Raw genomic sequence first — 12,628 nt, forward strand, 5'->3', positions numbered from 1 at the left:
TAAATAACTGCAAACTAGAGAGATGTTAATGCAAAAAATTAAGATTTTTATTAATGGTTTTGGGAGAATTGGGCGTTCTATTGCTCGTGTGGCGTTATGTGAAATGCAAGATTGCATTGAAATTGTAGGGGTTAATGACTTGGCAAGCCCTGAGATTTTAAGCTATCTTTTAACACATGATTCTGTGCATCAATGTAGCAAAATTACACAAAGTTTTGATGAAAAGAATTTTATTTTTGATGGTTATAAGATTCCGTTTTTTCAGTATAAAACACCTAAAGAAATTGAGATTTGCGGGGCTGATGTAGTGATTGAAGCAAGTGGGTTGTTTCTAACGCAAGGTGAAGTGGAATCGCATTTGCAAAAAGGCGCAAAACGCGTGATTTTTTCTGCTCCAGCAAAAGATGATACAAAAACCTTTGTGCTGGGCGTTAATCATACAGAATATAGGGGTGAAAAAATCATTTCAAATGCAAGTTGCACAACTAATGCGTTAGCACCAGTGGTTATGCTGCTTGATGAACATTTTGGCGTGGAAAAGGGAATTTTAACCACAATCCATAGTTACACAAATGACCAAAATTTAATAGATGCTGCCCATCATAAAGGAGATTTTCGTCGCTCTAGGGCAGCGGCAATTAATATGATTCCAACAACAACAGGAGTGGCAAAGGCGTTGCATTTAGTGTTGCCACAGATGAAAGGCAAATTACATGGGCATAGTGTGCGTGTGCCTGTGCCTGATGTTTCAATGGTGGATTTAAATATAAATCTTAGAAAGAATGCCACAAAAGAAGAAATTAACGCTGTGTTTTGTGAGGCAGCAGAAGGAAAACTCAAAGGAATTTTAGGCGTAGATAGAGAATATGGAGTTTCACAAGACTTTCTAAACTGTCCTTTAAGTGGAGTTGTAGCGCTTGATTTAACCTTTGTTTTGGAGAATAATATGGCAAAGGTTATGACTTGGTATGACAATGAGTGGGGGTATTCACATAGGATTTTGGAAATGGCGCTTTATGTTTGCAAAGAGAGAACAAGGAAAGAAAGTGAAAAAAATAGTTAAAAAAATTATATTGTGTTTATTTTTTGCAAGCATTGCTTTGGGACAAGAGAGCAATGAAAGGATTCAAGAAAGCAATGAGGGAATTGTAGTGAGTGCGAAAAATTCTAAGCAAAACGCACCTTTTAGCTTTTACGCCCTAAAAGGCAAGGAAGATGGAGCTACATTGCTTGTAATAGGTGGAATCCACGGAGATGAACCGGGGGGGTATTTTGCTCCAGCGCTTTTGGTAGATAATTACACTATAAAAAAGGGCAATGTGCTAGTTGTGCCAAATTTAAATCCCGATAGCATAATGGCTTTTAGACGCGGGATTTATAAGGATATGAATCGTAAGTTTGCAAAAATTGCTAAAAATGATCCAGATTTTGAAAATGTAGAGCGTATTAAAGATATTATTAAGGATTCCAAAGTAGATTTTGTGATTAATTTGCACGATGGACACGGCTTTTATAGAGAGAAGTGGGAAAATTCTATTTTTAACCCTAGGGCGTGGGGACAAACTTATGTGATAGATCAAAAAACGCTAGATAATGTGCCTTTTGGGAATTTGGATTCCATTGCAAAAGAGATTGAAACGCGTTTGAATCAAACTTTGCATTATGATTTTCATACCTTTGGCGTGCGCAACACCGAAACAAAGTTTAAAGATGAAGAGCAACAAAATTCTTTGACATTTTTTGCTATTACACGCTTAAAACCTGCATTGGCGATTGAGACAAGCAAAAATATTAAAGAATTACCTCTAAAAACGCTCTATCAATTAAGCTCCATTGAAGTATTAATGGGGATTTTGGGGATTGAGTTTGAGCGCAACTTCACGCTAGATTTAAAAAATGTGGGGAAAAAGATAGGTGAGTTTGGAAGTGTTAAAATCAATGAAAATATTACTTTTGACTTGAATAATGTGAAGCCATATCTGAATTTTGTGCCACTGCTTGCAGATAAGAATCGTTTTGTTTTTACGCATCCTATTGGTGGGGTTAAAAGAGTAAAAGATGGTTTTGATCTTTATATTGGGCATAAGAAAATCACGCATTTAAAGGCAGATATTTTTCCTATGCAATGTAAGTTAGAATCGCTAAAAGTAGAGCTAGATGGCAAGGAAGTTGTAGCAAAGATTGGGGAGATTTTAGAGTTTAGAGAGAATTTTTTGGTGCGTGAGCAAGAAGGATTGCGTGTGAATGTAATTGGTTACTCTAAAAAGGGTGTTGGAAATGAGCATAATTTAAGACTTAGTCAAAATATGATTGATAAAAATTACGCACTAGATAGGCAAGGTAAGGCATTTCGTGTGGAATTGTATGAGGGGGAAAATTTTTGTGGAATGTTAAATTTATGTGTTAAGGAATAAGATGCAAAGAGTGGAATTAGGGCAAGAGTTGGAATCGGAAATTTTGGATTCCAACTTTTTAGAATCTAAAGCTGTTGTGCTTTTAAATATGGGGGGTCCAAACTCTCTTTTTGAAGTAAAAACTTTTTTGAAAAATATGTTTAATGACCCTTATATTTTACCGATTAAAAGTCCATTTTTGCGTGCAATGGTGGGTGGGTTTATCGTAAATAAACGCTTAGAAGAAGCACAGAGTAATTACCAAAAAATTGGCGGAAAGTCGCCATTAGTTGGGCACACTTTCGCGCTGTGTGAAGCCCTAAAAGCGCTAGAATCAGGACATTACTTTACCTATGCTATGCGCTATACTCCGCCTTTTGCTGATGTGGTGGCACAGGATTTAAAAGGGCGTCGAGTTAAAGAAGTGGTGCTTTTTAGTATGTATCCGCATTTTAGTTATACCACAACAGCATCGTCAATGGAAGATATTTTAATAGCGTTTAAGGCGTGTGGTTTTGCTCCAAAAGTGGTGCAAGTGGAGCGTTATTATAAGGATAGGGCGTATAATTTAGCGGTTTTAGAGCGCATTAAAGAAGCCTTAAGCGGTGAAGATTCTAGAGGGTTTCATCTAGTGTTTTCAGCACATTCTTTGCCGCAAAAAAATATAGAAAATGGCGATCCTTATCAAAAAGAGATTTTAGAAAATGTAGAAATTTTAGAATCACTTTTTAAAGAATTTGGGTTAGAGTTTGCAAGCATACAGGTAGCATATCAATCTAAAATTGGACCGCTTAAGTGGCTAGAGCCAAATTTAAAAGATTATTTGACGAAGTATAGGGGCAAGAAACTGCTAATTTACCCTATTTCTTTTACAATGGATAATTCTGAAACAGATTTTGAACTTTCTATACAATACAGGGAAATTGCACACAAAAATGGAATTTTGGATTATCGTGTAGTAAAATGTTTAAATGCAAATGCAGATTTTGCAAAATGCATTTTAAATATAGTTAAGGAGATAGAAGATGGGAAATAATGTTGTTTTATTGGGTGGTAGTAATTCCGTAATAGTTAATGGATTGCAAAAAGGAATTAGAGAAGGAATTGAAAAATTAAATAAGAATAGGGCAGAAGATGAGAAATTAGGGTTTTATAATTTTGCATTGGGGACTACAACGCATATCCAAAATTTTTATGAATTAAAAAGAGATAGGAATCAAGAGATTTTTAAAAATGCAGAATTAATTATTACAGAATCAAATATTAATGATGTAAATTCAAATGCCAGATCTTATGGTAGTAGAGAAAAACTTAGTTTTGATCTTATTTATAGAAATTTAAATTGGTATTATGGAGAATTGTATGGTTTAAAAAAGAGAATACTGGTAATTATTTTGCCAACTTGCCATTATGGAAATAGTAAAATTATTAACGCAATTCACAAAAAATTGGTATTAAAATTTGGATTTAATTGCATTGATATGCAAGAATATTTGGATAGTTATAAATTAAATGATTTTTTTAAGAATATAGATCGGTTACATATGATGCCTAGAATTATGCGTGAATTTGGTAAAAATATTATTTTTAATTTAGAGTCTTTTAAACTATCAAATTTATCTGTTGAATATAATAACCCTAAATTTACTATTTGCACACCTAAAGACATGGAAGTAGTTAGTGGGACATTGGAAGAGAGAAATGAACAGAACAGCTTGTATAATGAAGTTGTTTATTGCTTGAAAGAAGGAGAAGCATTATTGAAATTTAAGCAGGAGTTTAAAGGTCTTGTTTTGATAGGAGTCCACACTTGGAATCGTATTTCAGATAATGATCGTCCCGCGAGAAGTGAGACAATTTTAAATTATTCAAGCCTAAAAATCTCTAATCAAAGGCAGGTATTAATAAAGGAATTACATTCATTTAATTGTTTTTTGGAGATGCAAAAATTTTTTTTGATAGATGATAAGACATTAGTAAATATTGATCATTATGAGAATAAGGGTAGGGAATTTCATTATATTGTGCATTCTTGGAGAGAAGATGCTAAAAAACTTCCATTTTGCAATTTAATTGCTTTTTTTCTTGCTACTCCAGATGGAAATTATTATGAAGAATCTATAGATTTTGAGACATTGGGAAATGAGATGATTGTGATTTCACAGGAGTATTATCATAATTCTGTTATTCCACCTATAGAAACATATAAGGAGATTATTGAGGAATATTGTTTGATAATGGATCCAAGAAAATTAAAGCCTTTACAAGATCAAATTAATCAACTTCAAGAAAATATTACTACTTTGACAAATGAAAAAACTAAGTTGCAACATTCTTTAAATTCTCAGCCAACAAAAAAGCAAAATTTAGAAATCCAAAATCTTGAAGAAGAATTAAAAATTAAAAAGCTACAAATTAAAAAGCTTTCCAAAGATTTAAAACTAAAGATTAATCTTGATGATTTAGTTCCAAAGACTTTGGTGATTGATAATAATACAGCAAAATCTAGAATCCATAATCACCTTTCTTATAAATTAGGTCATGCAATGATAGAAAATTCTAAATCCTTTCTAGGATATATTAGAATGCCTTATGTTCTTTCATACATTACAGAACAACATAATAAAGAACAAAAACAATACCAAGAAAAAATCAAAAAGAATCCAAAAGTCAAACTCTCTCAATTGGAATCTTACCCTGATTATAAAGAAGCCCTAAAAGAAAAAGAATGCTTCACTTATAAACTTGGAGAAGCATTAATAAAAGCAAATAATACTTCCTTTATTAGTGGGGGGGGGCTATATCAAGCTATTATTTGATATCTTAAAGCTGAAAAAAGAATTTGAGACAAAAAGAAGGAGAAGTAAGAAATGTTGAGAGTGTGTTTGATGGTTGTAATGCTATTTGTTCTGTATGGTTGCCAAGATGAAGTAGATACAGAGGTGGTAACAAGCGGCACAAATTACACAAAAAAGCAACAAAAAGAAATGGAAAGTATTGATATTAATTCTTATAGAGAAGTTGCCGATGTATTTAAGGAAACAGATGTAATTAAAAGCGGTGGAAAGCCTTATTTTGTAGTTTTTGGAGCAAATGGTTGTGTATATTGTGATCGATTAAAGAATCTTATTAAAGAAAATGTAGATATCAAAGAGTTTTTAAAAACAAATTACGCATCATATTATATTAATATTAATTATTCTAAGTTACATTTTGTAGAGTTTTTAGATAAAAGTGTGCAAACTTCAGATTTAGTAAAATTATACAAAATTTCTCCTACGCCAACACTTGTCTTTTTAAGTGCACAAGGCAAAGAATTGTTTGTGTATCCGGGTTATATGCCAAAAAAAAGACTTCAAAAAGCTTTAGAGTTTTTTAAAAATCCAGCATTAGAAAATATGGAACCTAAGAGTATCAAACAATCTTTTCAAGAATTTTTAAATTCTTAAAAATAATTTCAACTTCATGACTTTCTTGTTAAAAAGTAATTTATTTCCTTAATATAAGGAAATAAATTACAAAAAACACATTAAAAATTGCACAAAAGTATTGCTAAAAAAAGCGATTATCTGTATAATTTCAGCTTCCAAAATTACATTAACAGCAATGTTAATGAGTTCTTTGAAGGAAAAATAAATGGAAAAAATTAGACTTAAGTTAAAAGCGTATGATCATCGTGTTCTTGATCGTTCAGTTGTTTCAATTGTTGAAGCCGTGAAAAGAACTGGTGCAGAGATTCGTGGTCCTATCCCACTTCCAACAAAAAAGAGACGATACACAGTCTTAAAATCTCCTCATATCAATAAGGATTCAAGAGAGCAATTTGAAATTAGAGTGCATACAAGAATCATTGATATTGTCTCAGCAACTCCTGAAACAGTGGATGGCTTGACAAAATTAGATATGGCTCCTGAAGTGGATGTAGAAGTCCGCTCAATGGGTAAATAAAGGGGTTTAAATGGAATTTTTAGTAGAAAAAATCGGAATGAGCCGAACAATTGGCAAGCCGAGTATTCCTGTGACTTTACTAAAGGTAAAAACCGCAAAAGTATGTGAAGTGTTAGAGGGTGGTAAGGCTTTAGTGGCATATCATCAAGGTAAAAGCACAAATAAATCTATTGCAGGACAGCAAAAAAAATACAATCTTGATAAAGAGTATAATAGATTTGCTACACTTGAAGTGAATAATACAGAAGTTGGAGATTTAGACTTCTCTTCTTTGGAGAATGCAAAAAGAGCGAAAGTTTCTTTTAATACAAAAGGTCGTGGCTTTAGTGGTGTTATGAAGCGTTGGAATTTTCAAGGTGGTCCAGCAGCACATGGGAGTAGATTCCACAGAGCACCTGGCTCTATTGGAAATCGTGAGTGGCCAGGTCGCGTTCAGCCAGGTAAAAAAATGGCAGGACATTATGGTAATGAAAAAGTTACTGTTCAAAATGAGATTGTTTCTTTTGATAAAGAGCATGGTGTATTGGTTTTGAAAGGTTCTGTTCCTGGTTTTAATGGCGCATTTGGCAAGTTGAAAATCGTAGGTTAAAAGGTTGTGAAATGAGTGCAGCAATTATTTTAGATAAAAATTTAAAAAAATCTGGTGAAGCACAATTGCCAGAAAGCTATAAAGATATCAATTCACACAATCTCTATCTTTATATTAAATCATTTTTGGCTTCAATGCGTGCAAATAATGCTATAGCAAAAACACGCGGTAGAGTTAGCGGCGGTGGTAAAAAGCCTTGGAATCAAAAGGGTGGCGGTAGAGCAAGAGCAGGAAGTATCACTTCTCCTGTGTTTGTAGGTGGTGGTGTTGCGCATGGTCCTAGCAATAACAAAAACTACAATCTAAAGGTGAACAAGAAGCAAAAAAGACTTGCCTTGCAATATGCTTTAATGGAAAAAGCAAATAATGGCAGTTTGTTTATCGTGGATAAAATTCAAGTAGAAAGTGGCAAAACAAAAGATGCTTATATGATGTTTAAGGCATTAAATCAAAGAAATACTTTATTTGTTTCTGAGCTTTTTGATGAGAAAACATTTCTAGCTTTTAGAAATATTAAAGACTGCTATTTAATTGACGGCGTTGAGTTAAATGCTTACTTGGTGGCAACTTTTAGATCTGTGGTGATTGAAAAATCGCTTTTTGAATCTATCACTAAAGAGGATTAAGAATGGCAAGTATTACAGATATTAAATCTATTATGTATACAGAGAAGTCTTTGAAACTTCAAGAGCAAAGTGTGCTTGTGGTGCAAACTTCTCCGAAATTAAGCAAAACACAGCTTAAGGAAGTGTTTAAGGAGTATTTTGGTGTAACGCCATTGTCCATTAATTCTTTAAGACAAGAAGGGAAAGTTAAGAGATTCCGCGGTGTTATTGGTAAAAGAAATGACTTCAAGAAGTTTTATGTGAAGCTTCCAGAAGGCGCAAAAATTGAATCACTAGCGGTATAAGGAGTCAAAGATGGCAATTAAAACATATAAACCATACACTCCTAGTAGAAGATTTATGAGTAATCTTAGCTCAGAAAATATTACTGCTAAAGCAAGTGTAAGAAAATTATTGGTGAAGCTTCCAGTTCACGCAGGGCGTAATAATAATGGTAGAATCACAAGTCGCCATAAAGAAGGTGGAGCAAAAAAGCTCTATAGAATTATTGATTTTAAACGTAACAAGTTTAATGTTGAGGGTAAAGTGAGTGCGATTGAGTATGATCCATATAGAAATTGTAGAATTGCATTGATTACCTATGCAGATGGCGATAAGCGTTATATTATTCAACCAAGTGGATTGGGCGTTGGTGATAAAGTCATTGCAGCTGAAGGTGGATTAGATATTCGCTTAGGTTATGCAATGAAGCTTAAAAATATTCCGATTGGAACAGTGATTCATAATATTGAAATGTATCCTGGGCGTGGTGGGCAACTTGCAAGGAGCGCAGGGGCTAGCGCACAACTTATGGGTAGAGAAGGAAAATATTCAATTCTTAGAATGCCAAGTGGTGAAATGCGCTATATTTTAGGGGAATGTATGGCGACTATTGGAACAGTAGGAAATGAGGATTTTGCAAACATTTCTATTGGTAAGGCAGGTCGTAATCGTCATTTAGGTGTGCGCCCACAGACAAGAGGTTCTGCAATGAACCCAGTGGATCACCCACACGGCGGTGGCGAAGGTAAGACAGGTTCAAGTGGACATCCTGTTTCTCCGTGGGGTATGCCAGCTAAAGGTTATAAAACACGCAGAAAGAAAGCAAGCGATAAGCTAATTATTTCAAGAAGAAAAAAATAAGGAATATCAATGGCTAGATCAATAAAAAAAGGTCCTTTTGTCGATGAACATTTGATGAAAAAAGTCATTAAGGCAAAAGAAACAAAAGACAATAAACCCATTAAAACATGGTCGCGTAGAAGCACGGTTATTCCTGATATGATCGGTTTAACTTTCAATGTGCATAATGGCAGAGCTTTCGTTCCTGTATATGTAACAGAAAATCATGTTGGCTACAAACTAGGCGAATTTGCACCTACAAGAACTTTCAAAGGACACAAAGGTAGTGTCCAAAAGAAAATAGGCAAGTAAGGAGTGATTGATGAGTAAAGCATTATTAAGATATATCCGATTATCTCCAACTAAAGCTAGATTAATTGCTAGGGAAGTGCAGGGTATGAATGCAGAGTTAGCAATTGCATCCTTGGAGTTTATGCCAAATAAAGCAGCAAGAATTATCTCAAAAGTTATTGCTTCAGCGGTTGCGAACGGCGGTTATGAGGCTGAAAATGTTATCGTTTCTTCTTGTAGGGTGGATGCTGGTCCTGTGCTTAGACGCTTTACGCCAAGAGCAAGAGGTAGAGCAACTCCAGTTAGAAAACCAACTTCACATATTCTTGTGGAAGTATCACAACAAAGTAAGGATAAGTAATGGGTCAAAAAGTTAATCCGATTGGTCTAAGACTTGGAATAAATAGAAATTGGGAATCAAGATGGTTTCCTGCGTTTAACAGTGCTCCGCAAAATATTGCTGAAGATTACAAAATCAGAAAGTTTTTGAAAAAAGAACTTTATTATGCAAGTGTTAGTGATATTTTGATTGAACGCACAGCAAAAAAAGTGCGTGTTACTGTTGTTGCGGCGCGTCCGGGAATTATTATTGGAAAAAAAGGTGCAGATGTTGAAAAGCTGAAAGAATCTTTGAAGAAAATTGTCAATAAAGATATTTTTATCAACATTAAAGAAGTAAAGAAACCACAAAGCAATGCACAACTTGCAGCAGAAAGTGTTGCAACGCAACTCGAGCGCCGTATTGCATTTAGGCGTGCAATGAAAAAGGTTATGCAAGGCGCTATTAAATCTGGCGCAAAAGGAATTAAAGTTCGTGTTTCTGGTCGTTTAGCGGGTGCTGAAATGGCAAGAACAGAGTGGTATATGGAAGGCAGAATTCCATTGCACACTTTAAGAGCGAAAATTGATTATGGATTTGCAGAAGCTTTAACAACTTATGGAAATATTGGTGTAAAGGTTTGGATTTTTAAAGGTGAAGTTTTACAAAAAGGAATCCAATCTGAAAAGCAAAATGAAGATGGTGAAGAGAAATCAAGCCGTCCAGCTAGAAAGAGAAGGGGGCAATAATTATGTTAATGCCAAAAAGAACAAAATATAGAAAGCAGATGAAGGGAAGAAATCGTGGCAAAGCATTTCGCGGAACCTCATTAGCATTTGGTGAATTTGGGATTAAAGCAATTGAGCATGGGAGAATCGATTCCCGCCAAATTGAAGCAGCGCGTGTTGCAATGACGCGCGCAACAAAAAGAACAGGAATGGTGTGGATTCGTGTTTTCCCAGATAAACCTTTAACGGCAAAGCCACTTGAAACAAGAATGGGTAAAGGTAAAGGTGCTGTCGATAAGTGGGTAATGAATATTAAACCGGGCAGAATCATTTATGAAATGGGAAGTGTTGATGAAACACTTGCAAGGAGTGCATTGGCTCTTGCACAAAGTAAGCTCCCTTTTAAAACAAAAATTGTAACAAGAGAGGGTGAAAATGAAATATACTGATATTAATACTAAAACAATTGAAGAGTTAAATACTCTCTTAAAAGAAAAAGAAACGCTTTTGTTTGAATTAAACTTAAAATTAAGAACAATGCAATTAACAAATTCTAGTGAAATAAGAGTTGCAAAAAAAGATATTGCTAGAATCAAGACAGCTCTTAATGAAAAAAGGAGGGCGTAAATGAGTGGCGCACAACCGCACAAGAGAGTTATTGCTGGCAAGGTAGTAACAAAAACAGGTGATAAGAGTGTAACAATTCTTGTTGAAAGGCGCGTTATGCATTTAAAATATAGAAAAATCGTTAAAAGATTTAAACGCTATATTGTGCATGATGAGAATAATAGTGTAAAAGTAGGTGATGTGATTGAGGCAATTGAATGTAAACCACTTTCAAAAAGAAAGGCTTTTACACTTCATAAAGTTGTATCTGTAGGAGTTGAATTATGATTCAAAGTTTTACAAGATTAAATGTTGCTGATAACAGTGGAGCAAAAGAAGTAATGTGCATCAAAGTTTTAGGCGGAAGTAAAAGACGCTATGCAACCGTTGGAGATGTGATTGTTGCTTCTGTTAAAAAAGCTCTGCCAAGTGGTAAGGTTAAAAAAGGTCAAGTCGTTAAAGCAGTTGTTGTGAGAACAAAAAAAGAATTGCATCGTGAAGATGGTGCATTAATCCGTTTTGATGATAATGCAGCTGTAATTTTAGACAGCAAAAAAGAGCCTATTGGAACGCGTATTTTTGGACCAGTCGGTAGAGAGATTCGTTATGCTAATTTTATGAAAATCGTATCATTGGCGCCGGAGGTATTATAATGGCTAAATTTAAAATTAAAAAAGGTGATTTGGTAGAAATAATCACTGGGGACGACAAAGGTAAGAAGGCTAAGATTTTGCGTGTATTACCTAAAACTTCGCAAGTAATTGTGGAGGGCTGCAAAGTGGCAAAAAAATCTGTAAAGCCAAGTGATAAGAATCCAAAAGGTGGTTTTATAGACAAAGAAATGCCAATCCATATTTCAAATGTTAAGAAAGCGGAGGATTAATCGATGTTCGCATTAAAAGCTGCTTATAAAAATGAAATTAAAGCAAAGTTAGCAGAAGAGTTGGGCGTTAAAAATCCTATGCTCTTACCAAAATTAGAAAAAATCGTAATTAGTGTTGGTGCTGGTATGCATGCAAAGGACACAAAAATTATGCAAAATATTGCAGATACGATTTCGCTAATTGCGGGACAAAAAGCAGTGATTACAATTGCTAAAAAGTCTGTTGCTGGCTTTAAAATGCGTGAGGGAATGCCTATGGGTGTAAAGGTTACACTAAGAGGTAATCAAATGTATAACTTCCTAGAGAAGTTAATTGTGATTGCGCTACCAAGAGTGAAAGACTTCCGAGGGATACCACGCAATGGGTTTGATGGAAGAGGAAATTATAGCTTTGGTGTGAATGAGCAATTAATTTTTCCAGAAGTAGTGTATGATGATATTATGGTAAGCCACGGAATGAATATTACATTTGTAACATCTGCTACAAATGATAAAGATGCGTTTAAATTGCTTGAACTCTTTGGCTTGCCTTTTGCAAAAGGAAGAAATAATGGCTAAAAAATCTATGATTGCAAAGGCAGCAAGAAAGCCTAAGTTTAAAGTAAGAGCATATACAAGATGTTCTATTTGTGGGAGACCACATTCTGTTTATAGAGATTTTGGTATTTGCCGTGTTTGCCTTCGTAAAATGGGAAATGAAGGTTTAATACCTGGACTAAGAAAAGCAAGTTGGTAAAGGGGCGAAAATGGTAAATGATATTATTGCAGATTCGTTAACAAGAATCAGAAATGCAAGTATGCGTCGTTTGGATACGACAAATTTGTATTATGCAAAAATTGTCGTGTCTATTCTAGAAGTTTTTCAGGCAAAAGGCTTTATTGAAGGTTTTAAGGTTATCGAGCAAGATAAAAAACAGTCCATTAATGTTGTTTTAAAATATGATGAAAAAGGACATTCTGTGATTAATGAAATCACTAGAATTTCAAAGCCTGGAAGACGCGTTTATAAAAGTAGAAATGAACTTAAACGCTTTAAAAATGGTTATGGAACGATTGTTGTAAGCACAAGCAAAGGTGTGATTGCTAATGAAGATGCTTATAAGGCAAATGTGGGTGGTGAAGCCCTTTGCAGTATTTGGTAGGA

21 protein-coding genes are annotated in these 12,628 nt (G+C 34.5%); all 21 read left to right on the forward strand.

The features are described from left to right. The first annotated feature begins 28 nt into the window (after positions 1–28). The 21 genes from gap (at position 29) to rpsH (ending at position 12,626) form a co-directional block, all read left to right on the forward strand. Positions 29–1,063, forward strand: coding sequence for a type I glyceraldehyde-3-phosphate dehydrogenase (gene gap, locus IP358_RS02395; protein ID WP_006801870.1), 1,035 nt, complete (start codon positions 29–31; stop codon positions 1,061–1,063). Next, the gene (locus tag IP358_RS02400; RefSeq protein ID WP_006801869.1) at positions 1,047–2,414 is read left to right on the forward strand and encodes a M99 family carboxypeptidase catalytic domain-containing protein; all 1,368 of its coding nucleotides are present in this window, start codon (positions 1,047–1,049) and stop codon (positions 2,412–2,414) included. The genes gap and IP358_RS02400 overlap by 17 nt, the downstream gene beginning before the upstream one ends. 1 nt (position 2,415) lies before the next feature. After that, entirely contained in the window at positions 2,416–3,429 is a 1,014-nt protein-coding gene (hemH, locus tag IP358_RS02405) for a ferrochelatase (RefSeq protein WP_006801868.1), read from the forward strand. Continuing rightward, positions 3,419–5,212: a hypothetical protein gene (locus IP358_RS02410; protein ID WP_006801867.1), complete on the forward strand. Its 1,794-nt coding sequence runs from the start codon at positions 3,419–3,421 to the stop codon at positions 5,210–5,212. Before hemH ends, IP358_RS02410 begins: the two co-directional genes overlap by 11 nt. 51 nt (positions 5,213–5,263) lie before the next feature. Beyond that, a complete protein-coding gene (locus IP358_RS02415; protein WP_006801866.1) occupies positions 5,264–5,842 on the forward strand; it encodes a thioredoxin fold domain-containing protein in 579 nt (192 codons plus the stop codon). A 187-nt stretch (positions 5,843–6,029) separates the two neighbouring features. Continuing rightward, the gene (gene rpsJ, locus IP358_RS02420) at positions 6,030–6,341 is read left to right on the forward strand and encodes a 30S ribosomal protein S10 (RefSeq protein WP_006801865.1); all 312 of its coding nucleotides are present in this window, start codon (positions 6,030–6,032) and stop codon (positions 6,339–6,341) included. 10 nt (positions 6,342–6,351) lie between these two features. Then, positions 6,352–6,930, forward strand: a complete 579-nt coding sequence (gene rplC, locus IP358_RS02425; protein WP_006801864.1) for a 50S ribosomal protein L3 — start codon at positions 6,352–6,354, stop codon at positions 6,928–6,930. Between the two features lie 11 nt (positions 6,931–6,941). Beyond that, positions 6,942–7,556, forward strand: coding sequence for a 50S ribosomal protein L4 (gene rplD, locus IP358_RS02430; protein WP_006801863.1), 615 nt, complete (start codon positions 6,942–6,944; stop codon positions 7,554–7,556). 2 nt (positions 7,557–7,558) lie between these two features. After that, a complete protein-coding gene (locus tag IP358_RS02435) occupies positions 7,559–7,840 on the forward strand; it encodes a 50S ribosomal protein L23 (RefSeq protein ID WP_006801862.1) in 282 nt (93 codons plus the stop codon). A 10-nt stretch (positions 7,841–7,850) separates the two neighbouring features. Continuing rightward, on the forward strand, positions 7,851–8,678 hold the full coding sequence (gene rplB / locus IP358_RS02440) for a 50S ribosomal protein L2 (RefSeq protein ID WP_006801861.1): 828 nt from the start codon (positions 7,851–7,853) through the stop codon (positions 8,676–8,678). A 9-nt stretch (positions 8,679–8,687) separates the two neighbouring features. After that, on the forward strand, positions 8,688–8,969 hold the full coding sequence (rpsS, locus tag IP358_RS02445) for a 30S ribosomal protein S19 (protein WP_006801860.1): 282 nt from the start codon (positions 8,688–8,690) through the stop codon (positions 8,967–8,969). Between the two features lie 10 nt (positions 8,970–8,979). Beyond that, a complete protein-coding gene (gene rplV, locus IP358_RS02450; protein ID WP_006801859.1) occupies positions 8,980–9,309 on the forward strand; it encodes a 50S ribosomal protein L22 in 330 nt (109 codons plus the stop codon). Beyond that, positions 9,309–10,016 carry a 30S ribosomal protein S3 gene (gene rpsC / locus IP358_RS02455; protein WP_006801858.1) on the forward strand — a complete coding sequence of 236 codons (708 nt, stop codon included), beginning with the start codon at positions 9,309–9,311 and terminating at the stop codon, positions 10,014–10,016. The genes rplV and rpsC overlap by 1 nt, the downstream gene beginning before the upstream one ends. Before the next feature lie 2 nt (positions 10,017–10,018). Then, complete coding sequence (rplP, locus tag IP358_RS02460; RefSeq protein WP_006801857.1) at positions 10,019–10,444, forward strand: 50S ribosomal protein L16; 426 nt, start codon at positions 10,019–10,021, stop codon at positions 10,442–10,444. Beyond that, on the forward strand, positions 10,431–10,622 hold the full coding sequence (rpmC, locus tag IP358_RS02465; protein WP_006801856.1) for a 50S ribosomal protein L29: 192 nt from the start codon (positions 10,431–10,433) through the stop codon (positions 10,620–10,622). The genes rplP and rpmC overlap by 14 nt, the downstream gene beginning before the upstream one ends. Further along, positions 10,623–10,889, forward strand: coding sequence for a 30S ribosomal protein S17 (gene rpsQ, locus IP358_RS02470; RefSeq protein WP_006801855.1), 267 nt, complete (start codon positions 10,623–10,625; stop codon positions 10,887–10,889). Next, positions 10,886–11,254 carry a 50S ribosomal protein L14 gene (gene rplN / locus IP358_RS02475; RefSeq protein ID WP_006801854.1) on the forward strand — a complete coding sequence of 123 codons (369 nt, stop codon included), beginning with the start codon at positions 10,886–10,888 and terminating at the stop codon, positions 11,252–11,254. The genes rpsQ and rplN overlap by 4 nt, the downstream gene beginning before the upstream one ends. Beyond that, complete coding sequence (gene rplX / locus IP358_RS02480) at positions 11,254–11,484, forward strand: 50S ribosomal protein L24 (RefSeq protein WP_006801853.1); 231 nt, start codon at positions 11,254–11,256, stop codon at positions 11,482–11,484. Before rplN ends, rplX begins: the two co-directional genes overlap by 1 nt. Positions 11,485–11,487: 3 nt before the next feature. After that, a complete protein-coding gene (gene rplE, locus IP358_RS02485) occupies positions 11,488–12,042 on the forward strand; it encodes a 50S ribosomal protein L5 (RefSeq protein ID WP_006801852.1) in 555 nt (184 codons plus the stop codon). Continuing rightward, the gene (locus IP358_RS02490; protein WP_026943278.1) at positions 12,035–12,220 is read left to right on the forward strand and encodes a type Z 30S ribosomal protein S14; all 186 of its coding nucleotides are present in this window, start codon (positions 12,035–12,037) and stop codon (positions 12,218–12,220) included. The genes rplE and IP358_RS02490 overlap by 8 nt, the downstream gene beginning before the upstream one ends. 10 nt (positions 12,221–12,230) lie before the next feature. Continuing rightward, complete coding sequence (gene rpsH / locus IP358_RS02495; protein WP_006801850.1) at positions 12,231–12,626, forward strand: 30S ribosomal protein S8; 396 nt, start codon at positions 12,231–12,233, stop codon at positions 12,624–12,626. The last annotated feature ends 2 nt before the right edge of the window (positions 12,627–12,628 follow it).

This window comes from Helicobacter winghamensis ATCC BAA-430, from assembly GCF_028751035.1.
In the GTDB taxonomy this organism is placed as follows: domain Bacteria; phylum Campylobacterota; class Campylobacteria; order Campylobacterales; family Helicobacteraceae; genus Helicobacter_D; species Helicobacter_D winghamensis.